General features: G+C 43.5%; 19 protein-coding genes, 1 tRNA gene, 3 rRNA genes and 1 pseudogene (1 of these 24 running past the window's edge). 12 read left to right on the top strand and 12 right to left on the bottom strand.

Annotated features, from left to right (window positions below; genetic code table 11):
• The first annotated feature begins 142 nt into the window (after window positions 1-142).
• From HYN51_RS01345 to HYN51_RS01325, 5 genes and pseudogenes are all read left to right on the top strand, one after another.
• Entirely contained in the window at window positions 143-568 is a 426-nt protein-coding gene (locus HYN51_RS01345; RefSeq protein WP_108901203.1) for a PPC domain-containing DNA-binding protein, read from the top strand.
• Between the two features lie 42 nt (window positions 569-610).
• Window positions 611-1,189 carry an ECF transporter S component gene (locus HYN51_RS01340; RefSeq protein WP_108901202.1) on the top strand — a complete coding sequence of 193 codons (579 nt, stop codon included), beginning with the start codon at window positions 611-613 and terminating at the stop codon, window positions 1,187-1,189.
• A gap of 1 nt (window position 1,190) precedes the next feature.
• Entirely contained in the window at window positions 1,191-1,901 is a 711-nt protein-coding gene (locus HYN51_RS01335) for an energy-coupling factor transporter transmembrane component T (protein ID WP_108901201.1), read from the top strand.
• Window positions 1,889-2,728 (top strand): energy-coupling factor ABC transporter ATP-binding protein, encoded by an 840-nt coding sequence (locus tag HYN51_RS01330; RefSeq protein WP_230514001.1) that lies wholly within the window; start codon window positions 1,889-1,891, stop codon window positions 2,726-2,728. Before HYN51_RS01335 ends, HYN51_RS01330 begins: the two co-directional genes overlap by 13 nt.
• Window positions 2,715-3,374, top strand: a pseudogene (locus tag HYN51_RS01325) (energy-coupling factor ABC transporter ATP-binding protein); the annotation flags it as partial. The gene HYN51_RS01330 and the pseudogene HYN51_RS01325, both read left to right, overlap by 14 nt.
• Before the next feature lie 152 nt (window positions 3,375-3,526).
• Here HYN51_RS01325 and HYN51_RS01320 read toward each other — a convergent pair.
• From HYN51_RS01320 to HYN51_RS01290, 7 genes are all read right to left on the bottom strand, one after another.
• Complete coding sequence (locus HYN51_RS01320) at window positions 3,527-4,528, bottom strand: ParB-like protein (RefSeq protein ID WP_157952948.1); 1,002 nt, start codon at window positions 4,526-4,528, stop codon at window positions 3,527-3,529.
• 293 nt (window positions 4,529-4,821) lie between these two features.
• Window positions 4,822-5,139, bottom strand: coding sequence for a FaeA/PapI family transcriptional regulator (locus HYN51_RS01315; protein WP_108901198.1), 318 nt, complete (start codon window positions 5,137-5,139; stop codon window positions 4,822-4,824).
• A gap of 264 nt (window positions 5,140-5,403) precedes the next feature.
• Window positions 5,404-6,363, bottom strand: a complete 960-nt coding sequence (locus tag HYN51_RS01310; RefSeq protein ID WP_108901197.1) for a D-2-hydroxyacid dehydrogenase family protein — start codon at window positions 6,361-6,363, stop codon at window positions 5,404-5,406.
• 216 nt (window positions 6,364-6,579) lie between these two features.
• The gene (gene kdgR, locus HYN51_RS01305) at window positions 6,580-7,371 is read right to left on the bottom strand and encodes a DNA-binding transcriptional regulator KdgR (protein WP_108901196.1); all 792 of its coding nucleotides are present in this window, start codon (window positions 7,369-7,371) and stop codon (window positions 6,580-6,582) included.
• A gap of 317 nt (window positions 7,372-7,688) precedes the next feature.
• The gene (locus HYN51_RS01300; protein WP_108901195.1) at window positions 7,689-8,183 is read right to left on the bottom strand and encodes a GNAT family N-acetyltransferase; all 495 of its coding nucleotides are present in this window, start codon (window positions 8,181-8,183) and stop codon (window positions 7,689-7,691) included.
• A 340-nt stretch (window positions 8,184-8,523) separates the two neighbouring features.
• Window positions 8,524-9,438, bottom strand: a complete 915-nt coding sequence (gene rnz, locus HYN51_RS01295) for a ribonuclease Z (protein WP_108901194.1) — start codon at window positions 9,436-9,438, stop codon at window positions 8,524-8,526.
• 245 nt (window positions 9,439-9,683) lie between these two features.
• Window positions 9,684-10,265, bottom strand: coding sequence for an NAD(P)H-dependent oxidoreductase (locus HYN51_RS01290; protein WP_108901193.1), 582 nt, complete (start codon window positions 10,263-10,265; stop codon window positions 9,684-9,686).
• 261 nt (window positions 10,266-10,526) lie between these two features.
• On the opposite strand from HYN51_RS01290, the gene HYN51_RS01285 reads away from it, so the two are divergent.
• The 3 genes from HYN51_RS01285 to HYN51_RS01275 all read left to right on the top strand — a co-directional run bounded on the left by HYN51_RS01285 (window position 10,527) and on the right by HYN51_RS01275 (window position 13,544).
• Window positions 10,527-11,243, top strand: a complete 717-nt coding sequence (locus tag HYN51_RS01285) for an AzlC family ABC transporter permease (RefSeq protein ID WP_108901192.1) — start codon at window positions 10,527-10,529, stop codon at window positions 11,241-11,243.
• Entirely contained in the window at window positions 11,240-11,557 is a 318-nt protein-coding gene (locus HYN51_RS01280; protein WP_108901191.1) for an AzlD domain-containing protein, read from the top strand. Before HYN51_RS01285 ends, HYN51_RS01280 begins: the two co-directional genes overlap by 4 nt.
• A gap of 91 nt (window positions 11,558-11,648) precedes the next feature.
• Entirely contained in the window at window positions 11,649-13,544 is a 1,896-nt protein-coding gene (locus HYN51_RS01275; RefSeq protein ID WP_108901190.1) for a diguanylate cyclase domain-containing protein, read from the top strand.
• A 123-nt stretch (window positions 13,545-13,667) separates the two neighbouring features.
• On the opposite strand, the gene gltP is transcribed toward HYN51_RS01275, so the two are convergent.
• Window positions 13,668-14,969 (bottom strand): glutamate/aspartate:proton symporter GltP, encoded by a 1,302-nt coding sequence (gltP, locus tag HYN51_RS01270; protein ID WP_108901189.1) that lies wholly within the window; start codon window positions 14,967-14,969, stop codon window positions 13,668-13,670.
• A gap of 845 nt (window positions 14,970-15,814) precedes the next feature.
• Here gltP and acs point away from each other — a divergent pair.
• From acs to aqpZ, 4 genes are all read left to right on the top strand, one after another.
• Window positions 15,815-17,773 carry an acetate--CoA ligase gene (gene acs / locus HYN51_RS01265; protein WP_108901188.1) on the top strand — a complete coding sequence of 653 codons (1,959 nt, stop codon included), beginning with the start codon at window positions 15,815-15,817 and terminating at the stop codon, window positions 17,771-17,773.
• 54 nt (window positions 17,774-17,827) lie between these two features.
• Window positions 17,828-18,139: a DUF485 domain-containing protein gene (locus HYN51_RS01260; protein ID WP_108901187.1), complete on the top strand. Its 312-nt coding sequence runs from the start codon at window positions 17,828-17,830 to the stop codon at window positions 18,137-18,139.
• Window positions 18,136-19,791 carry a cation acetate symporter gene (locus HYN51_RS01255; protein WP_108901186.1) on the top strand — a complete coding sequence of 552 codons (1,656 nt, stop codon included), beginning with the start codon at window positions 18,136-18,138 and terminating at the stop codon, window positions 19,789-19,791. Before HYN51_RS01260 ends, HYN51_RS01255 begins: the two co-directional genes overlap by 4 nt.
• A 576-nt stretch (window positions 19,792-20,367) precedes the next feature.
• Entirely contained in the window at window positions 20,368-21,069 is a 702-nt protein-coding gene (gene aqpZ / locus HYN51_RS01250; RefSeq protein ID WP_108901185.1) for an aquaporin Z, read from the top strand.
• Between the two features lie 734 nt (window positions 21,070-21,803).
• Here aqpZ and rrf (HYN51_RS01245) read toward each other — a convergent pair.
• The 4 genes from rrf (HYN51_RS01245) to HYN51_RS01230 all read right to left on the bottom strand — a co-directional run.
• Window positions 21,804-21,919: ribosomal RNA gene (rrf, locus tag HYN51_RS01245) — 5S ribosomal RNA — on the bottom strand.
• 30 nt (window positions 21,920-21,949) lie between these two features.
• A tRNA-Thr gene (locus HYN51_RS01240) sits at window positions 21,950-22,025 on the bottom strand.
• 133 nt (window positions 22,026-22,158) lie between these two features.
• Window positions 22,159-22,274, bottom strand: a 5S ribosomal RNA gene (gene rrf, locus HYN51_RS01235).
• A gap of 122 nt (window positions 22,275-22,396) precedes the next feature.
• Window positions 22,397-24,280, bottom strand: a 23S ribosomal RNA gene (locus HYN51_RS01230); it runs 1,022 nt beyond the window's last position.

The following is a 24,280-nucleotide window of genomic DNA, read 5'->3' as shown; positions in this document are numbered from 1 at the left end:
ATCATGGACTTCTACCTATCAGTCAGATTTCTATCTTCATCTCTTCTATCTTTTACAGATAACGTTATGATATATCGGCTTTCCTGAAAGCTGGGGTATGTGAGCCATCACTAACACAAATAAAATAGCCGGAAAATATTTTATGAATCATAAAATTAGCACCTACTCTAACGCACGTTTTTTGGCTTTACGCCTCTATCCCGGTCAAGAGTTATTAAGCTCACTAAAAACATTTATTGTTGAACAAAACTTGCAGGCAGCGTTCATTGCTGGGTGCGTTGGTAGCCTGACGGATGTCGCACTGCGCTTCGCCGGAGAGCCAGATACCACCTTATTCAGCGGTAAATTTGAGGTCGTTTCTCTGATCGGCACTCTTGAACAGCAAGGGGAACACCTGCATTTATCTGTTTCCGATGGGACGGGGAAAGTTACTGGCGGTCACATCATGCCTGGATGCACAGTAAGAACAACACTGGAGTTAGTTCTAGGCGAGCTGGAACAATTGCGTTTCAGTCGACAGCCTTGCTCACATTCTGGTTATGAAGAATTAGTTATTAATAACCGGTAATAACACTTATTATTTTCGATTTAACACATCATCGAGGTTTCTATGGCAAGTAATGCCGTTTCCAGCCGTACGCTAGTTCTTATGGTTATGTCTATTGCAATTAATATGATTGGTGGACAAATTGTTTCCATGCTCAAGCTTCCTATCTTTCTTGACTCCATTGGCACTATGTTATGCGCTTTATTGGCGGGTCCCTGGGCTGCGATGTTCACTGGATTATTAACTAATTTACTCTGGGGATTAATCTCCGGTCCAATTGCTGCAGCCTTTGCACCAGTTGCAATGATAATTGGTCTAGTTTGCGGCATTATGGCTCGCATTGGCTGGTTTCGCTCCGTACCTAAAGTTATCGTCTCTGGCATCGTGATTACTCTAGCGTTAACGCTGATCGCAGTACCGATTCGTACTTACCTGTTTGGTGGGGCTACCGGTAGCGGTGCAGATTTCTTTGTCGCCTATATTAATGCCGTAGGACAGAACTTAGTTGAGTCAGTTGCCATTACAGTTATTGGTGTAAATCTGATAGATAAGATTCTGACCGCCATCATCGCCTGGCTGTTAGTCAGAGGTCTGCCACAGAGAACACATAACAGCTTCCCTAATATGGCAGCGGTCAGCTGATATGCACCCATTTACCTCATTAATGTTATGGGGATGGCTGGCCCTGACCGCACTACTTTTTCCGTTGGGATATGCCTTATTAATCTACAGTGCGAGTATGTTTGCCCTGCTTTTACTATTGCCAGACACCCGCCACCGCTGGCGCTTTGTTGTATGGTTTATGATTCCAATGGGTTTGGGATTATGGGTAGTCCACAGTGGCTGGTTGGCCCACTGGCTGAATGGAACACCACTAGATCAACAAAGGATGCCAATGGCTGCAGCGCTCTGGCTGAAACTATTGGTTATCATTAGTAGTGCCCAGATCTGGCTACAAAAAGTCCCTACTCGCCAGTTTGTACGCGCACTATTTGCCAGCCGATTGCCCGTCAGCTTCGCTTATGTTCTGGCAGGGCCGCTGCTGGTCGTTGAACAATTACGACAACAGTTGCACACCATCAAAGATGCACAGTTGGCTCGAGGTATTCCTCTAGATGGCTCCTGGCATCAACGATTGCGCGCTATTCCCGCCCTATTGCTACCACTAACCAGTAATGCACTTAATGAACTGGCCATTCGGGGCGCAGCACTGGATATGAAAGCTTTCAGAGTTCATGCCCACCGGACAACTCTGTGGGTACCCCCAGACAGCCGGCTACAGCAGATAGGTCGTTACGCTCTACTTCTGCTTTGTTTGGTTCAAATCGGGGGGTATTTCTGGTGGTTACATTAAAAGATGTCATCTTTACATCACGTGGAGAAGAAGAGCCTCTACTTGGCCCGCTGAATCTTACGTTACCGGACGATCCCTTTTTTGTTATCTATGGAGGCAACGGCAGTGGGAAAAGTATACTGGCCCAGCTACTAGCAGGATGGTTTCCGGAGCATCTGACAGGTACTCTGAGCGGTACGCTACAAATATTTGACGAAGACATCGGGCAAGCCCCGCTATCAACACAGGCAGCACAGATACAATTAATTCAACAGTCACCACAACTCCAGCTTTCGGGCTGTACATTCAGCGTTGAAGAAGAGATCGCTTTCGGGCCTGAGAATTTGGCTTTACCGCCCGATGAGATCCTGAAACGTATTGATGAAGCCTTGGATAGTACCCATAGTCAGCACTTACGTACACGGCATCCGTCAACGCTGTCTGGCGGAGAAGCACAACGAATAGTTCTAGCTTGTGCATTAGCAATGCGTCCTAAATTACTGCTACTCGATGAAGCCTTTAGTCGATTAACACCCAAAGCTACAGCACAACTCTTATCGGAACTCAGAAATTATGCCGTGCGTCACAATTGCAAAGTCATTTTGTTTGAGCGCGCATTTTTACCTGCGGCAAAATATTGTTCTCAGGCTTTAGTCCTTAAACAAGGCCAGCCGATGATTCAAGGATCTATCTCACAAATTTTTCCGTTGGCTATGACTCAGATTAATGCTCCCGATGCCTGGCAGGTCATTCATTTACTCTCAACTCATCATGCTTGGCCGGGAGAGATCCCCCGCTCGGAAAATGAGCTAATCTGCGCTTTTAAGGATCTACATGCTAACCTTTAATAAGGTCTCCTTTCGTTGGCCAAAGGCTTCGACATATTGCCTGAATAATCTCGACTTAACGCTGAATCAAGGAGAGCGTGTCGCACTGGTAGGTGATAATGGTGCAGGAAAATCGACGCTGCTTCGCCTAGCTGCAGGTTTACTGAAAGCAGATGAAGGCCAAATTACGCTGAACGGAGTGGATCTTTCACAACTAAAAGCCCAACAGAGAGCGATGAGTATTGGCATTCTGTTTCAGGAAGCAGAAAAGCAGATATTCCATAGCAGCATCAAAGATGAAATCGCCTTTGGCTTAAAGCAACGTAAGCTAACACGAGAACAAATAGACCAATATACAGAGCAAGCATTGATACTGTGCGAGCTAACCGAGCTGGCAGATAAACATCCATTAGACCTTCATGCCGGTCAGCGAAGAATGGTTGCCGTTGCCTGTCTAGCCGCCTTATCACCACCATTACTGCTCTTAGACGAACCAAGTCGTGATTTTGACGCTCACTGGCTTAGGATATTTGAAAAATGGCTGGCCCATTGCCAACAATCAGGCACAACTATTTTAACCATTAGCCACGACTTGGATTTTGTTGCCCGCCACTATTCACGAGTAATACACCTGTCTGGAGGGAATATTATAAATGATGGCCCCCCGTCATGCGTTCTTTGCACTGAAGAGCTGCAAGAGCCCGGTGAACTACCATCACCAACCCTATACGCCCTCAATCAGGCATTATCCCTTAACTATCCAGATACACCAGAAGAATGGAGTCATTCTTGGCTCAACCGAATGAGATAAACCAGAAATTATTGCGGATGGGAAGCTTGATAAGCCAGAGCCTTCGCCAGTTTAGAGTCTGGTTCTGACAATTTCTTCAGTTTCTTGTTATATACTTTGTCTAGCTTACCCAACTCCGCAGCACTCTTTCCTGAGTCTCCCACGTGTTGCTCTGGCGATAGTTCAGTCATTATTTGGGCCGCATCGTTCAACGCGCTGATATATCCGGCTAACTCTGATAGTGAGTACTGACTTAAATCCATTTTACTGTTCAGCAATTGTCCCCAATAAAACTCCAGAAAAGGCACTTCAGGATAAGGCTTACCGGTTTTCGGATCCAAATTGTTATCTGACTTATCATAAGAAATGCCCCTTAAATAGTAGAGCATTGAACGCCAAGGATCGTCCTGAAATGATTTCAACCCAAGAGACGGTGGTAATTGTGCAAACGTAATTCGATTACCTTTGGCATCAATGGGTAAGAAATGTTTTAGCTCAGCCATTTTCTGCTCAAATTGAGTCTGACTAACGGGATTGCCTTTTACATCACGACTCAGATTTTCCCCGACTAATACGCTTAAACGAACATCACCACCGCTGGCTTCCCAAAAGCTATTAAAAGCATGATGCCCATCGGTCAGATAAATCTTTCCGCCTGGACCAATATCAACCGTATTCATTGCTGATTTATCTGTTCCTGCTGGTAACGTGCAACGATATGACGAGGGATCCTTAGGAGAGGAAGATGGATTTTGCTGTTCCAGTTTACCGGCCCCTTGAACCTTACAGAGATCCGCAAGCAACTTTTCAGGCTTTCTTGCATAGTCATCTAAATCACCAGCAATTTGCAGCTTACCCACGGCGACCTGTGTTGGATGCAACTCATCAAGGCGTACCTGAATAACATCACCGGTTTTAGCTAACATCCGGTTATCAGAAATCTGTGTTGCCATAGCGATTGAACTCAGCAAGATGCAAGAAAGAGCCCCGATAACGGGCATGGTCGAAATAGATAATCGGCTGATGAACATCAATGTCATCCTTTTCTGGCGGATATTTATTGATAATAACTGATTATAGCCAGATAGAAATGAATTATCTCCACCACTACAAAAATGCAGAACAGTGAAATTGATTCATTGCTAACGTTAACGGAAATACAAGAAAAAAATAACTAACCGATAAGAAGAAAAATGAGAGAAGTATGAATTGGTATTTAAAAGATACACTTTTTAATAACAGAAAACGCTAATCTGCTATCTTCGAGTTATTAACTCATTCCTGATGTTAATCTCTTTAAAGATAACATCACATAATATAAAAATTATTTTTCAGCACCAATCAACCACCAGTGCAATGGGTAACCCTTTTTCACGCCGGTTTTTAATACTCGCCCTTCTTCCATTAACTTCAACAGATAATAACGAGCCTGATAGACATTAATCACGCAAATTTCCGCAATATCATTGGTTGTTGGCCCAATCAGACGCAGAGTCTCATCGCTAATATCACCGCTAAGAGAAACTTTTTCTTTGACCATCGCATATCTTGCAGCACATTGTTCTATTAAAGTGTCCAATATTTCCTCAGTAATCATTGCACCCTTTGTCACTTTTTCGCCCGTCTTATTATTATTTATCATTTGGTCCCCGACTCTATATAACCTAAATAGAAAATTATTAACTTGGAGTATACACTAGTAACAAATGTTTCATCTATCAGCGAGCAATAGAGATTACCCTTTCTTTGACTTAGGCTAACTATTTAAAAGTAAGATATTTTACTTGAAACCACACCCTTAATTTAACGCGTTGCAAAATATAATTAATAGGATATATAACCATTTTAAATAGATGCCTCACAATAAACGGTGAGGCATATTTTTAGAAATAAACATCAAATAAATTCAACTTAACTGGCGAATCGGTTTTTTTGCAAGATAAGCAAGGATATCTTCAACTGCCCCCTGAAAATACCCCTGATAGTTGCTGTCAGAAACATATCCTAAATGTGGCGTTGCTAATACATTGGGTAAAGTACGCAGAATATCACTTTCTGGTAATGGTTCTATTTCAAACACGTCCAGTCCAGCGCCAGCAATACGCTGATGACTCAAAGCATCAATGAGCGCGGCCTGATCGACAATTGCAGCCCGAGAGGTATTAATTAGAAATGCCTTTGACTTCATTCTGTTCAACTCAGCTTCACCGATTAATCCTCGGGAGCGTTCACCCAGAACCAGATGAATGGAAACAAAATCGCTACTCTCTAGCAGAGCCTCTTTTGATGGCGCCAATTCAACCCCAACTTCACTTGCTCGCTCAGCCGTCAAATTCGGACTCCAGGCTGAGACCTCCATGCCAAATGTTTTAGCAACCTGAGCAACCCGCCCACCAATTTTGCCTAATCCCAACAGCCCAAGGCGTTTACCGCTGAGAGTTACCCCCACGGTACTCTGCCATACTCCATTTTGGCGCAATGCATTATTCTCCGGCACAATATGGCGGGCTAGCCCTAAAATCAGCGCCCAAGTTAGTTCCATCGGGGGTTCTGAACCGCTTGGTGTTCCGCAAACTGTGACTCCCTGAGCCATCGCTGCTTTCACATCAATAGCAGCATTACGCATGCCAGAAGTAATCAACAGTTTAAGTTTAGGCAATTTAGCCAATAACGACTCAGTAAATGGTGTGCGTTCCCGCATGATGATGACAATTTCACAATCACCAATTCTGTCTGCCAGTTCCTGCTCACCGGAAATATGTTGAGAGAGTGAAAATACGTCTACCCGATCCCGTAACTGAGACCAGTCAGCCATAGATAAAGCGACATTCTGAAAATCATCAATAATTGCACATTTCAATTTCATAAACCGAATCCTGTCAAAGAGTAATATTCGATTGATATAAAGCTATTTAGCCAAAAATCTGATTGAAATGTACACGTATATCCGACAAAAAACGTTGTCTGACGTCTGAATTTTGTTGCGTCACGTAATTAATACGTTTGAACGTGGATAATATTTCACGGAATCATGCATCGTTGATGACAACAAAAGGGGACTCAGTCCCCTTGCTGCTAGAACTTAAAACGGATAGTCGTGATAGCCCATCTGCGAAGAGATATTACGAGCCGCATCATGCAACATCTTAATAATTTGAGGCTTGTTCTCTTCAGAAAAACGGATAGTCGGTAATGAAATACTTAAACCAACGGTGACAATACCGAAACGATCGAATACGGGTACCGCGATACAACGTAGTCCTTCTTCTTGTTCTTCAATATCTTCCGCAAAGCCTTGTTCTTTGGCCTGCTCTAACACCGAAACAAAATCTTCAGAACACAGAATGGTATTATCTGTACTGCGAGTAAAGGTAGTCTTGCTTAACGTTTCCTGAACTTCCAGTGGATCGCTCCATGCCATCAAGACTTTACCAATTGCTGTAGTATGGATTGGGTTACGGCGTCCAATGCGCGAGTACATTCTCAGGTTATACAGCGAATCAATTTTATGAATGTAAATAATGGCATCATCATCCAGCGCCCCTAGATGAATAGCCTCTTTAGTTTGTTTGGATATTTCACGCATTTGAATATTGGCATAGCGAATTAAATCAACATGCTGTAATGACTTTGAACCTAATTCGAATAGCTTCAGTGTAAGAGAGTATTTATCCGATTCCCCTTCTTGCGTCACATAACCTAATGTCTTCATCGTTTGCAGGAAACGATATACCGTACTTTTCGACATCATTACCTGTTGAGCCAGCTCGGAGATTCCCATCTCATGTTCTTCGCCTAACGCATTCAATATGCCAAAAACTTTCAATACTGATGAGACTGAATCTGGTTGTTTATCTAAATCATCCGCGGCCATTTGGTTGCCACCTCATGCTGGTATTCGTTTCAGAAAAATTGGAACAGTGTTTTTATTATAATGTTAAAGGCTGAAAAATGGCAATCAATGATGATATCAATCTGTGTGATACACCCGCATGGTGTTAATTAAATATAATTAGAAGTCATCTTAATTCTTATAGCCTCTATTTTTTAATCAAGAGAGTTTTATCGGAAAAATAGTTCCACGCTGATATTATTAACAACACGAATATCCAAAAAATAAGGTAACTAATAAAGTAGCCATATCGTTAGAATGAGGCAAAAAGATTAATATGTAATCACTACTTAAATATATTAATGTAGCATATTGGTATTCACAGAAAAAAAAGACATCCGACTTGGCCTTGAGATAATATAAAGTTCACTTTGCTCGTCTGGTGCAATCACTGTCCAACCCCGAGAAACATAATAGGTAATACTCTCGTCTGCCGCCAAATAGACATTCGGAAAACCATTTATTCGTGCTCGCTCTAACGCATTTTCAATCAGCATAGAACCAAAACCAAGCTTTCGGTATCCGGGTAAAACATAGAGGCCACCTAGGCAGGGAAAAAAGGGATTAATATCATGCTCTCTTTCCATCAGGTGCACTGAGCCTACAGGTCTACCATCACACAGGGCAACTAAAGAACAGGGAATCCTATTCTTCTTGAGATGTTCACTCAAAAACTCTTTAAGCTCAAAATTATCGGTTTTTGGCCCTTCCCAAAACTCCCGATAGCACCACTCCATTACATCATCAAAGTACTGAGGGTGCTCAGCTAATGAAACAATCAATTTACTGTACATAACATTCTCTGATTTATATTAGAATGCAGAATATTACCAACTAATAAAATATTTTCACCTATCCAAAACCATAAAAAACATTATTTTTATAAAATTGTTAATCTGAGCATTATTTTACCAAACAGGTATATTAAATAATAATTACAAATAACGAATTGGAGACACATTACATTTATCACAGTTAATTACAGAAATCAAAAACACTCTTTAATCTAGAGGAATAAGAATTCTTACTAATATTATCATCTACATTAGCTGGTCATAAATAATAACAGCGAACGAATATTTTACGGGTGAACACCATCAGGGTATCTGCATAACAGATACCTGAATAAGCTAACTAAAGTGTGAATACAGCTAAATCACAAGCCATCTCAGTTTGTGGGAATATTTCCTGACACTCGGCCAGCAAGCGAACACTCTCTTCTGAATCATAACGCGCACTAAAATGAGTAATGATTAAACGTTTGGCTCCCGCAGCCTTAGCCAACTCCGCCGTCTGTTGAGTTGTAGAATGCCCCCGGCTATTGGCCTGCTCGGCCATTGATGCTTCCAGTGTGGTTTCATGAACCATCACATCAACATTTTTAGCCAGCACTAATGATGTTTCAGAGGGGGAAGTATCGCCAAATATTGCTAACGATCGCCCTTTCTGAGCTGGGCCAAGATAATCATGACCGTTAACCACTCGGCCATCATCCAATGAAACCAGTTCACCGGCTTTCAAGCGCTGAAAAATTGGGCCCGCAGGTATCCCTTCGGCCAATAAACGAGAAGCATCCAAAGTCCCCGGTTTATCGGTTTCTACAATTCGATAGCCAAAGCTTTCTATCCCATGTACCAACGGCAATGCAGTGACGCAAAACTGTTGGTCTTCCACCACCTTACCCGGTTGAATTTCTATAATCTCCAGTGGGTAGGTCAGATAAGAACCACTGAGGTTCAGTGCAGTCTCAACAAACGCTTTAATGCCCGGCGGGCCATACAGCGCCAGTGGATCCTGAGAACCAGCCATTGAGCGACTACTGAGTAATCCAGGCAGACCAAAGATATGATCCCCATGTAAATGAGTGATAAAGATCTTTTCCAGACGCCCAAGTCTTATTGAAGAATGCAAAACCTGATGCTGAGTTCCTTCCCCACAATCAAACATCCAAAAGCTATTCCGTTCACTAAGCAGATTCAGTACTAGGCTGCTCACATTTCGTTCTTTACTTGGTGTTCCGGCACCAGTACCTAGAAAAATCAATTCCATAATAAGTTATTTCTGAATCAAATGGTTAATTCCACTGCCCTCACGTTTCAGTCAGGCTTTCGAGTAACTGTTCAAGCTATCTAACTGACTAACTGACTAACTGAAATTTAGATAACATCAGAGCTCCACGGCCAACATCAGTAAGATAGGGAATCGCCGCATGATTAGTTACCCTGTGGTCATATTACCCCCGATATAAAAAAACGGTCACTTTTGATGACCGTTTTGTAGACAACCCTGCAAAATTAGGCAAAAACAGCAGCCAAATGTTCACGTAAGCGCGTAAGGTTGTTCTCTACATCAGGCTGCTTCATCACATCTACACATAAGAATGTAGGGAGAGGTTTCATGCCTAAAAACTGGTTCGCTTTGTGGAACGGCAGGTAGACACCATCAACTCCAGCACCTTCAAAAAATTGTGACGGGTCGTCAAACGCTTCCTGTGGCGCATTCCAGGTGACCGACAGCATATAAGTTTTCCCCTGAATCAAACCGCCTGAACCATACTTTTTCGAAGCGTCTGAACGAGAACGACCATCACTGGCATACAGACGACCATGACCTTCGGTAAACACGTCATCAATGTATTTTTTAAGAATCCATGGAGTACCCATCCACCAGCCTGGCTGCTGGTAAATCACCGTATCAGCCCAAAGGTATTTCTCGATCTCATCTTCCACAACATAGCCGTGATCGATAATGCTCTCTTTTACCTCATGTCCGGCCTGGCGTAAAAAATCCGCAGCGGCATGATGCAGAGTTAAGTTCAGCTCACCGTTAGAGTGTGCGAATTTTTTCATTGCATTGATAATCAGAATCTTACTCATAATTTCGTTTCGCTTAATTAATGTGATGTTGCACCTATCGAGAACGGTCTGATGGGTACCCTATTGAATAGGGATAGTGTACCTGTTTTATTCATCAAAAAAATCGCAATAAATTCACAAGATAATTGATTTATAGTCAACAGTAATAATCAGAAAACCAATATATCCATCAGAAATAGCTTATAGAATCATTGTCATCTCGAGTTTGTGGTATAAAAACAACACACAAATCAGTGAAGTTTACGGGTAATCAGTAGCATCATGAGCGAGTTAATATCAGAAAATAGGCATCAAACGGGGTGGCGCAGCTTTATAAAGGGTTGTATTGCGATATTACCACTAAGTCTGGCGGTATTACCTTGGGGGATTCTGGCAGGCTCAATGGCTATTGAGAGCGGCATGACGCCCACAGAAGGTGTTGGCATGTCGGCCATCATCTTTGCGGGCGCCACCCAACTGGCGGCAATGGGAATGATAAAAGCCGGTGCTGGCGTCATGGCAATTATGGTCTCAGCCTTCTTTATCTCTTCACAGCACCTACTTTACGGTTTGACCCTACGAGATCGCATATCACCATTACCGTTAAGATGGCGTCTGCTATTAGGCTTTCTGTTAACCGATGAACTATTTGCACTGATTGGAAAACGCAGTACCGCAGAGTTCGACCGCTGGTATGCACTTGGAGTTGGGCTGTTTTTCTATATTTTTTGGCTACTGTCCACACTGGCTGGCGTGTTAGCCGCCACTCAGATAGAAAACTTAAGCAGCTATGGATTAGATTTCTCCATTGCGGCAACCTTTATTGTGATTGTAGCCCCGTTAATTAAAAATATTCCAACGCTCGTTTGTGTATTTACCGCACTGATATTATCCATTGTACTGGGTTATTTTCATGTCCCCAGTTCGTTAATCATTTCTGGAGTAACGGCTATGCTTGCCGGATTAATCACTTCGCTAGTTATGGGAGATAAAGCATGATCTGGTTGGTTATTTTCACTACGGCATTGGTTGTATTTATCAATCGCTACTTATTTTTAGAACCCGGCTTGCCAATCAAACTGAGTCCAACCATCAAGAAGCTGTTGGGATTTTCGATACCGGCAATTTTGACCGCCATTTGCGGACCGATTATTTTTCTGGACGACCATGGATTTCGAGCGCTTCCACTTAATCCTTACTTTATTGGTGCTGTTATCTCTGTTTTATTGGCACTATTTATTCGTAACACGTTGGTTTCAGTAATTCTCAGCTTGCTAATATTTATGCTGCTGAAACAGGTCATACTTCCCTAAAATTAATACAGGAATCATTTCAATCGCTTGACTGTAAATCATAAATTATTGTCTATACTTTAAAGGTATATATAACAATGAGAACGTGCTGATGATTCCTCTCCGGCTACCCAATACTGAAAAGCAACGAATTGAAATACTAAAGTCCCTTCAGATACTGGATACTCCGCCTTCAGAGCAGTTAGACCGAGTGACCCGTTTAGCGGCGGATTTTTTTAATGTGCCTATCGCACTGGTCACTCTGATTGATAGCGACAGGCAGTGGTTCAAATCATGTTTCGGTTTATCACTGACTGAAACCTCGCGAGATATTTCAGTATGCAGTCACGCCATCATGCAACGATCGGTATTTGTCGTTCCCGACCTGCGTAAAGATCCTCGCTTCAGTCATATTCAACCTGTCGTTGAAGCGCCTCATCTGGTGTTTTATGCTGGCTGCCAAATTCACTCTCGTCAGGGTATTCCCCTAGGAACGCTGTGTATCAGCGATTCAAAAAAACATAAATTCAATCAAGATGATGAACGGAAATTGAGTGATTTCGCCAAAATTGTTGAACAGTATTTCCACAGTCTTGAAGAAACCACTTATACCCGTAAAGTTGAAGATAGTCTGAGTAATACTGAATCTATGTTTGCCCAGACCTTCAATCAGGCTGCGGTTGGCATGGCTAATGTCTCCCTAACCGGCCAATGGCTACGGGTAAACCCAAAACTTTGTGAACTGTTGGGTTATCCTGAACCAGAGCTATTAAACAAGACCTTTCAGGAGATTACTTACCCTGACGATCTGAATACCGACCTCGAGCTGCTGCAAGAAGTGTTAGATGGAAAAATAGAAACTTACACCATCGAAAAACGCTATATCACTAAACAAAAACATCTCTTCTGGGTGTTACTAACCGTTTCAATGGTGAAAAACAGTCAGGGAATGCCTGAGCACTTTATTTCCATCATCGTGGACATCAATGACAAGGTATCCATTGAAAATGAACTCAAGAAACTGACAGATGAATTGGAAACCAGAGTAAAAGATCGCACCGAACAACTGGAAAGAATGTTGCATCTGGTCAATGAGGAAGTGGAACAACGAATTGAAACCCAAAATTTACTGAATATCGAAAAAGAACGTCTGAAAGAGATTACAGATAACGTCCCTGCCTTAGTCAGTTGCGTTAATCATCAGCTTCATTACACGTTTAACAATAAAACCTATGAAGACTGGTTCGGTTTACAGACCAAAAACATTATCGGTATGTATATGCCTGACGTTATTGGTAAAAGTAGTTTTCGGGCAGCTCAACGCTATATAGAGAAGGTGATTTCAGGCCAAAAAGTCTCGTTTGAAAATACATTGTCGACCAAAGAGGGCATGAAATATGTTCAAACTACCCTGATCCCCAACAGAGATCGTGAACAAGGCGAGTTCTATATCCTTTCTCTTGATATCACCGAGCTTAAACAGCTACAGCAAACCCTGATATTTGAAGCATCCCACGATATGCTCACCAATCTGCCAAACCGCAGATCGTTTATTGATACATTAAACAATATGCTGCTCGATCCCGATCAACATCTATGGCTGGCGCTGTTCTTCCTCGATTTAGATGGATTTAAAGAAATCAATGATAGTTATGGTCATGAATTTGGGGATAAAGTTTTACAAACTGTCGCCGACATTATCTGTAAATCGGTACGACAGAACGATATGGCTGCCCGCCTCGCCGGTGATGAATTCACCATTTTGTTCAGTCATTCAGATAATCCTCAACACATTGTGTCAACCATTAGTCAACGGCTACTACAGGGGTTATCTGAAGTTACCCACATTGATCAGATGCCTGTCAGGCTTAGTGCCAGTATCGGTATTGCAATCGCCTTAAACGACGATCTGCTTAAACCGGAAACATTATTATCTTTAGCTGATCAAGCAATGTATCAAGCTAAACAATTAGGCAAAGGTACATTCTGTATTGAATATCACGCCTGAGCACACCAAATGCCAAGCGTTCTGGAAAGTGACTACACCGTAATGGCTTGATTCATTAGCTTGAGCGGTTTTATCAACAAAACAGCCACCCTAAGGTGGCTGTCTCACTATAAAAAAGAGCTATCAGGCCATTTTTGTCTTACCAAAAATCTCTTCTTCATAAGCCCGCGCTTTATCTTTATCAAACTGCCTTTCCCACTTAGCAATAACCAGCACAGCCAGCGCATTACCTACAACGTTCAGTGCAGTACGCGCCATATCCATGATACGGTCCACTCCCGCGATAAACATCAGGCCATCCAGAGGGATACCTACGCTACCTAATGTTGCCAGTAACACCACAAAGGATACACCAGGCACACCGGCAATGCCTTTAGAGGTCACCATCAGCGTTAATACCAGCGTAACCTCCTGCATCAACGACAGCTCAATGCCATAGAGTTGCGCGATAAAGATAGCCGCAATACTTTGATAGAGCGTTGAGCCATCCAAATTAAAAGAATAACCGGTAGGAACGACAAAGCCGGTAATGGCTTTAGGTGCCCCATAGGCTTCCATCTTTTCGATAATTCTCGGCAATACTGTTTCTGAGCTGGCGGTCGAATAGGCCAAAATTAGCTCATCTTTCAGAATGCGGATTAAAGTCCAGATACGTAAACCACATATGCGCGCTACTGTACCCAGAACGACTAATGCAAAGAAAATAATCGCGCCATAAACCAGCGCAACAAGCTTCACTAATGGAATTAATGAAGAGAAACCAAAGGTTGCAACAGTCACTGAGATCAATGCAAACACACCAACAGGTGCATAACGCATAATCATATGGGTCACTCTGAACATAGTTTCAGACATCGATCTGAACACGTTCAGTAAAGGTGCCCGTGTCTCTTTAGGCAGTGACGACAGCCCTAATCCAAACAGCACAGAGAAGAAAATGATCGGTAGCATCTCGCCTGATGCTAATGCTTTGAAGATATTGGTTGGAATTAACGACATAATCGTGATGACTAAACTATGCGTCCCGCCCTGCACTTCTGCCGTAGTTGCCTTATATTGGGATATATCCACCGCATGCAGTTGGGACATATCAATACCGTGACCGGGTTGAAAAACATTAGCCGCCACCAAACCAATAACAATGGCTACGGTGGTGATAATCTCAAAATAAATAATGGTTTTCAGCCCGATGCGGCCCAACTTTTTAGCATCGCCGACACCGGCAATACCGACCACCAATGTTGATACCACAATGGGTACCACTATCATCTTAATCAGACGAATAAAAATGTCGCCAGCCGGTTTGAAGATGTTCACAACTAACCAATCGGTTGATTCCCCGCCATGCATCAGCGAACCAACAATGATCCCAAGTACCAGAGCAATCAAAATCTGCCAGGCCAAAGTAATTTTAAAACCTTTCATATATCAAAAATCCTTCAATCTTGTTAAATGCCTGCTTACAGGCTCGCCTTAAGTAAGGCTTTTCATTATTTTTATGCGGGTCTTCAAACAGATAATACCCCGCTAGAATATCAACACTCCCTTAGTTTTATGGTCAGAAAGTACCATGGAAAAAATACAGACGCTCTTTTTAGCATCTTATATAGGAAAATTACATTTTTCTTTACATAAACACTGAAATACAGATGAATTAACTGGAATAAAACCCACAAGATAGCATTGTTAATTGCAAAAAAAGAAGAGCGGTTTACCACTATTTTCGTGGTTTTATGAAGTGTATTTAATATACTTTTCCTAAACAAATACCAATCTAATTATTTGATATTTATATATTATAATAGAAATCACCAAGGAATAATAACTCATGATAAGTATGACAAGATGAACGTGGTAGAAACGCAATAAGTCGCATTATCGGTATATTAGTTCCGATTTTTACAGCTAATGGTCAACATGGAGATAAAAGTGGGGAGAAAAGTGTGTTTTTTACTGAATTGATATGTCATCAGGCTACTTTATATTCAACCACCTTTTTACACTAAAACTATTCCGGCTGATTTTTATCCTCCCACCATTCCTTTTTTTGGCGCATCGAAATAGTGTTCAATTTTAACCTATCAGAATAAATAACTGTAATTATATTCATATCAGCCTATTCATTTGTCTTTTAAAGCTATTTTATACCTACCCATCATTATCCACTGTAATGAAGCGTGATCCTCCGCCCAAAAAACAAACATAAAATGTGCGAAACGTTTGCATAACAACTAAATTACATTATGTTAACAAAAATAAAGGGGTCAATAATGAGCACTGTTCATAAACATCCCGTTCCTGCTGCTATAGCAGAAAACGCGCTGATCAATAAACAGCAATATCAGGCTATGTATCAGCAGTCAGTAGAAGATCCTGACACGTTTTGGGGTACACAGGGGAAAATTATTGATTGGATGAAACCTTATACCAAGGTTAAAAATACGTCATTTTCCCCTAGCAATATTGATATTCGTTGGTTTGAAGACGGAACGCTAAATCTGTCAGCTAACTGCTTAGATCGTCATCTGGAAACCCGTGGTGACCAAACGGCAATTATCTGGGAAAGTGATGACGGCAGTGAAACGCAAAAAATTACTTATCGTCAGCTCTATCACCGGGTATGCAAATTTGCCAATGTACTTAAATCACTGGGCATGAAGCAGGGTGACGTAGTCGCGATTTATATGCCAATGGTACCGGAAACCGCTATCGCTATGCTGGCCTGTGCTCGCCTAGGACTGATCCATTCCGTTATCTTTGCTGGTTTTTCTCCTGAAGCCATTGCCGGACGTATTATCGATTCCAGTTCTCGTCTGGTGATTACCGCTGATGAAGGATTACGAGCAGGCAAAACCATCCCGCTGAAAAAGAATATCGATGATGCGTTAGCTAATCCTAACGTGAATAGCGTTGAACACACCATTGTTTTCAGACGAACCGGTAATACCATCAACTGGAAACCGAATCATGACCAGTGGTGGCATGAACTGGTCGATGCAGCAAGTGATGAATGTGCTCCGGTAGAACTTCCAGCTGAAAGTCCACTATTCATTCTCTACACTTCGGGCTCAACTGGCAAACCAAAAGGCGTGCTACATACCACTGGTGGTTATTTGGTCTATGCAGCCCTAACCTTCAAATATGTATTTGATTACCATGATGGCGAAATATATTGGTGTACAGCCGATATGGGCTGGGTCACAGGCCATAGCTATGCGCTATATGGGCCACTGTGTAATGGGGCCACAACGCTCTTTTTTGAAGGATTATTAACCCATCCCGGCCCTAACCGTATGTCACAGCTGATAGATAAATATCAGGTCAATATTCTGTATACCGCTCCTACAGCCATTCGCTCTCTGATGGCACAAGGTAATCTGGCTATTACGGATACCACACGCCGCTCCCTGAGAATCATGGGCAGTGTTGGTGAACCCATCAACCCGGAAGCTTGGGAGTGGTATTACTACACGATTGGTAACGGAAAATGTCCGATTGTTGATACGTGGTGGCAAACAGAAACCGGCGGTTTTATGTTAACACCCCTTCCTGGCGCAACGGAGCTAAAAGCAGGTTCCGCTACATTGCCTTTCTTCGGCGTCAAACCTGCATTAGTCGATAATGATGGGAACCTGTTAAGTCATGCCTGTGAAGGCAATCTCGTGATAACCGATTCATGGCCCGGCCAAGCCCGTACACTTTATGGTGACCATGACCGATTCGAACAGACTTACTTTGCCTCATTCAAAGGTTTCTACTTCAGTGGAGACGGTGCTCGTCGTGATGAAGATGGATATTACTGGATAACTGGCCGAGTCGATGATGTTCTGAACGTATCAGGACATCGTCTGGGAACGGCGGAAATCGAATCGGCGCTGGTTGCTCACCCTAAAATTGCCGAAGCCGCGGTAGTCGGTATCCCTCACTACATTAAAGGACAGGCTATTTATGCCTATATCACGCTGAATTACGGCGAGGTGCCCAGCGATGAACTTTATGACGATGTTATTAAATGGGTACGTAAAGAAATTGGACCAATAGCCACACCCGATATCTTACACTGGACCCAAACCCTTCCTAAAACGCGTTCGGGTAAAATTATGCGGCGCATTCTACGGAAAATCGCTGATGGCGATACCAGCAATCTGGGAGATACCTCTACCCTGGCCGATCCAGGTGTAGTTGAGAAGCTATTGCAGGAAAAAGAGTTAATGAAAGCAGCCTCATAACCTACACCGCCTTACGCGGCAATATTCAATCTTTATCTCACAGGAGACGATCTGATGAATGACCATATTTATCAACGGATTGAAAATAACCCACGCTTCAAAGATCTGGTGCGCAAACGGGACATATTTGCCTGGACGCTCTCGTTTATTACATTAGCCATGTATGTCAGCTTCATTCTACTGATCGCTTTTGAGCCTCAATGGTTGGGTACGCCTGTTTCAGAAGGTATCAGTATTACCCGCGGCATTCCAATTGGCATTGGTCTGATCCTTGCCTCGTTTATTTTAACTGGAATCTATGTCTATCGCGCGAACAGAGAGTTTGATGAACTCAATGCACAAATTTTGAATGAGGCACACCAATGAAAATTCGTTTTCTCTCTGCCTTACCGATACTGGCAGCCACCCCGCAGGTTTTTGCTGATACCATTGGTGGCGCGGTCAAACGCCAGCCGCTCAATATTGAAGCTATCGTCATGTTTATCCTGTTTGTTGGGTTAACCTTATATATTACTTACTGGGCCTCCAAACGGACACGCTCCCGCTCCGACTACTATACAGCGGGAGGCAAAATAACTGGCCTACAAAATGGTTTAGCTATTGCCGGTGACTTTATGTCTGCCGCGTCTTTCCTTGGTATCTCCGCATTAGTTTATACCTCCGGTTACGATGGCCTGATTTACTCTATCGGGTTCTTAATCGGCTGGCCGATTATTCTGTTTCTGATAGCCGAACGCTTGCGTAACCTAGGCAAATATACATTTGCCGATGTCGCATCATACCGTCTGGGACAAAAACAGATCCGTACCTTATCGGCCTGTGGTTCACTGGTAGTAGTTGCTCTGTATCTGATTGCCCAAATGGTAGGGGCCGGCAAGCTAATTCAGTTACTGTTTGGTCTGAACTACCACGTTGCAGTAGTCCTAGTAGGGATTCTGATGGTGATGTACGTGTTGTTTGGCGGCATGTTAGCGACTACATGGGTACAAATCATCAAAGCGGTATTATTACTTGCCGGTGCCAGTTTTATGGCCATCATGGTGATGAAATCCGTTAACTTCAATTTTAATGAACTCTTCGTTCAGGCAATTAAAACCAGCCCGAAAGGCGCTGCTATTATGAGTCCGGGTGGATTAGTTTCCGATCCGATCTCAGCGCTCTCATTAGGTTTAGCATTGATGTTTGGTACTGCCGGATTACCACATATCATCATGCGATTTTTTACCGTGAATGATGCAAAGGAAGCACGCAAAAGCGTATTTTATGCCACAGGCTTTATTGGTTATTTCTATATCCTGACCTTTATTATCGGGTTTGGGGCTATCTTCCTTGTAGGTGGAAACCCTGCGTTTAAAGATGCGGCGGGTGCCCTTCTCGGTGGAACAAACATGGCTGCAATACACCTTGCTAATGCCGTTGGAGGCAGTTTCTTCCTTGGATTTATCTCTGCCGTTGCGTTTGCCACTATTCTTGCTGTGGTAGCGGGTTTAACTCTGGCTGGTGCCTCCGCAGTTTCTCACGACCTGTATGCTAATGTTATCAAGCAAGGTCAGGCGACTGAACGAGATGAGCTGAAAGTATCAAAAATAACCACTGTAGTCTTAGGGTTTGTGGCCATCGGGTTGGGCATTCTATTTGAAAAGCAAAACATCGCTTTCATGGTCGGTCTAGCTTTCTCTATCGCGGCAAGTTGTAACTTCCCTATCATTATTCTGTCAATGTATTGGAAAAAACTAACCACACGAGGAGCTATGATTGGAGGTTGGTTGGGGTTGCTCAGCGCGGTAGGACTAATGATCCTCGGCCCTACTATCTGGGTACAAATTCTGGGGCATGAAAAAGCCATCTACCCTTATGAATACCCAGCATTGTTCTCCATGATAATTGCTTTCATGGGAACTTGGTTCTTCTCCATCACTGATACATCTGAAAATGCGACTCAAGAAAGAGAATTGTTCTACTCTCAATCTATTCGTTCACAAACGGGTTATGGTGCATCGAGTAGCGTATCCCATTAATGATGAAGGTTAGCTCTCTTAAAGGCGCCGATGGCGCCTTTAATGTTATCTGATGGCAAACCAGAGATCTCCAGACAATCTCCACAGCAACTCTTATAGGTTTAATACGGAATTAGATTATCCAGCATCGCCAGTTACTACTTATTTCCTTTACATTTAGGATACTGTGTTTGGTTTTACCCCTTAAAAACAACTCATTGGCAAGTAATAACTACTTCATATTAAATATATTCGCACTAAATACTACCGTATAGAAACTAATAATAATTATAAATACTAAATTATAGATTAAAACGATATAAACAATCGCATAAAATCAAAAAAATGTATAAGGATAATGAACGCATAGTCTCATTATAACAATGAGGTATAAAAAAATATTAAATATCAATAAATTATATTGATGCAATCTTGAGGTGTTGCGAGCAACGCTTCTTGTGTGACTAATATCGCACATTTGAATAAAAAGCACTGCTCGGTATACACTCTGGCCCGTCAGTCGTAATGGACTATATTCATAGGGTAGCCATACTAATTGTTAGTATGCCTATTTATCTTTTTAAGGAAAATTACATCATGTTAAGAAAACTCTCAGCTGAGTTCTTTGGTACTTTTTGGCTAGTCTTCGGTGGTTGTGGTAGTGCTGTTTTAGCTGCTGCGTTTCCCGGCTTAGGCATTGGCTTTGCGGGTGTAGCACTGGCATTCGGTCTTACCGTATTAACCATGGCTTATGCTGTCGGCCATATTTCTGGTGGGCATTTCAACCCAGCAGTAACGCTTGGCTTATTTGCAGGTGGTCGTTTTCCTGCTAAAGACGTTGTTCCATACATCATTACACAAGTTATTGGCGGTATTGCTGCTGGTGCGGTGCTATACCTGATTGCCAGTGGTAAAGCAGGCTTCGATGCTAGCGCCGGTGGATTCGCTTCTAACGGTTATGGCGAACATTCTCCTGGTGGCTTCTCTCTGCAGGCGGCTATTGCTGCTGAATTCGTATTAACCGCATTCTTCCTGATCATCATCCATGGTGCAACGGATAAACGCGCTCCTGCGGGATTCGCTCCTATTGCGATTGGTCTGGCCTTAACGCTGATTCACTTAATCAGTATTCCTGTAACTAATACCTCCGTTAACCCAGCGCGTAGTACTGGCGTTGCAATTTTCCAAGGCGGCTGGGCATTAGAGCAACTGTGGATTTTCTGGCTGGTACCTATCATTGGTGGTATTGTTGGTGGCCTGATCTACCGTGGCCTGCTGGAATGTAAAAAAGCAGACTAAGTACGACTTGATTAATGCTAAACCCGCTAATTTATGGCGGGTTTTTTTATTATTATTTTCCCCATCTTTTTTGAGTTATTCACCATAGACAATTTATTGATACAGCAATGATAAGCAAATCGCTTATCAATAGATCTGAAACATTCCACACATACCAGTTAGCTTTGAATCCCTCCTAAATCGACCATAGCGCAGTGCTTATTTAGATCTTCATCAGATATCAATATGCCTGATATATTCTCTGTATTCGCTTTACGGTTCAATATTTGATAGTGGTATGAATTAGCGGGAAAGTGCTTAATAATTTTGCTTTGGCGCTTACCCGTTTACGGATGACTTAAGTGCCACACCCTTCTGAACAACATGACACGCTGCTCATTCGTTACGCTGACTACTTCTACACGACAAAGCCAAGAAGAACCCAATTGAAGAACAGCACTTCTTATTTAACGTCCGGATTTTGATGAATAACGAAGTTATTTACCTTCGCGGATTTATCCTACTCTCGAGTAACTGCATCAACACCAAAGCAAAAAGCCCTCAGCTTTCGCTAAGGGCTTCTCTTAATTAAATCTGGCAGTTTATGAATGACGCCGTCATTCACCCTTCGGGCCAACGTTGCACGTTGCTCAAACCCTTTTCGCCGCTTTATCCTACTCTCTCTTGAGTAGCGAACAGCATCAGCACCAAAGTAAAAAACCCTCAGCTTTCACTGAGGGTTTCTCTTAATTAAAGTCTGGCAGTTCCCTACTCTCGCATGGGGAAGCCCCACACTACCATCGGCGCTACGGCGTTTCACTTCTGAGTTCGGCATGGGGTCAGGTGGGACCACCGCGCTATCGCCGCCAGACAAATTCTTTCTATGTCTAACATAATTAAGTGGTGCTGATACCCAGAGTCGAACTGGGGACCTCACCCTTACCAAGGGTGCGCTCTACCAACTGAGCCATATCAGCGCCAAAACTGGTTTATCAGATATAAAACTGATAATAATCTACAGTCTAGTAGTTAAAATGACTTTGTCACTTAACCATCGCAAGATTTATTTTCTTACGTAGTTTACTACTTACTGTACACTTCTAATTTAAAGCCTGGCAGTTCCCTACTCTCGCATGGGGAAGCCCCACACTACCATCGGCGCTACGGCGTTTCACTTCTGAGTTCGGCATGGGGTCAGGTGGGACCACCGCGCTATCGCCGCCAGGCATATTCCGTTTCATGAACCGTTGCACTACGATATCGCTATCCCGCACAACCATCCATTCCAATCCTGAACATTCGCTGAAATTTAAATTCGTCTCTCTCATCAAAACACCTTCGGTGTTGTAAGGTTAAGTCTCACGGTTCATTAGTATCGGTTAGCTCAACGTATCGCTACGCTTACACACCCGACCTATCAACGTCATAGTCTTTAACGTTCCTTCAGTGGACTCAAGGTCCAAGGGAAGACTCATCTCGAGGCAAGTTTCCCGCTTAGATGCTTTCAGCGGTTATCTTTTCCGCACGTAGCTACCGGGCAATGCCATTGGCATGACAACCCGAACACCAGTGGTGCGTTCACTCCGGTCCTCTCGTACTAGGAGCAACCCCTCTCAATCTTCCAACGCCCACGGCAGATAGGGACCGAACTGTCTCACGACGTTCTAAACCCAGCTCGCGTACCACTTTAAACGGCGAACAGCCGTACCCTTGGGACCTACTTCAGCCCCAGGATGTGATGAGCCGACATCGAGGTGCCAAACACCGCCGTCGATATGAACTCTTGGGCGGTATCAGCCTGTTATCCCCGGAGTACCTTTTATCCGTTGAGCGATGGCCCTTCCATTCAGAACCACCGGATCACTATGACCTACTTTCGTACCTGCTCGAGCCGTCACTCTCGCAGTCAAGCTAGCTTATGCCATTGCACTAACCTCACGATGTCCGACCGTGATTAGCTAACCTTCGTGCTCCTCCGTTACTCTTTGGGAGGAGACCGCCCCAGTCAAACTACCCACCAGACACTGTCCTCAACCCGGATAACGGGTCAAAGTTAGAACATCAAACATTAAAGGGTGGTATTTCAAGGTTGGCTCCACGCAGACTGGCGTCCACGCTTCTAAGCCTCCCACCTATCCTACACATCAAGGCTCAATGTTCAGTGTCAAGCTATAGTAAAGGTTCACGGGGTCTTTCCGTCTTGCCGCGGGTACACAGCATCTTCACTGCGAGTTCAATTTCACTGAGTCTCGGGTGGAGACAGCCTGGCCATCATTACGCCATTCGTGCAGGTCGGAACTTACCCGACAAGGAATTTCGCTACCTTAGGACCGTTATAGTTACGGCCGCCGTTTACTGGGGCTTCGATCAAGAGCTTCGCTTACGCTAACCCCATCAATTAACCTTCCAGCACCGGGCAGGCGTCACACCGTATACGTCCACTTTCGTGTTTGCACAGTGCTGTGTTTTTAATAAACAGTTGCAGCCAGCTGGTATCTTCGACTGACTTCAGCTCCGAGAGCAAGTCTCTTCACCTAACGTCAGCGTGCCTTCTCCCGAAGTTACGGCACCATTTTGCCTAGTTCCTTCACCCGAGTTCTCTCAAGCGCCTGAGTATTCTCTACCTGACCACCTGTGTCGGTTTGGGGTACGATTTAATGTTACCTGGAGCTTAGAGGCTTTTCCTGGAAGCAGGGCATCAACTACTTCACCACCGTAGTGGCTCGTCATCACGCCTCAGTGTTAATAGTCAACCGGATTTACCTAATCGACCCACCTACACGCTTAAACCGGGACAACCGTCGCCCGGATAGCCTAGCCTTCTTCGTCCCCCCTTCGCAGTAACACCAAGTACAGGAATATTAACCTGTTTCCCATCGACTACGCCTTTCGGCCTCGCCTTAGGGGTCGACTCACCCTGCCCCGATTAACGTTGGACAGGAACCCTTGGTCTTCCGGCGAGCGGGCTTTTCACCCGCTTTATCGTTACTTATGTCAGCATTCGCACTTCTGATACCTCCACCAGACCTCACAGTCCAGCTTCACAGGCTTACAGAACGCTCCCCTACCCAACAATACTTTCATATCGCTGCCGCAGCTTCGGTGCATGGTTTAGCCCCGTTACATCTTCCGCGCAGGCCGACTCGACCAGTGAGCTATTACGCTTTCTTTAAATGATGGCTGCTTCTAAGCCAACATCCTGGCTGTCTATGCCTTCCCACATCGTTTCCCA

The organism is Limnobaculum parvum (assembly GCF_003096015.2).
GTDB classification, from domain to species: domain Bacteria; phylum Pseudomonadota; class Gammaproteobacteria; order Enterobacterales; family Enterobacteriaceae; genus Limnobaculum; species Limnobaculum parvum.
Note: the sequence above shows the minus strand (reverse complement) of the source record. Positions and strands in the feature narration are given on the sequence as shown.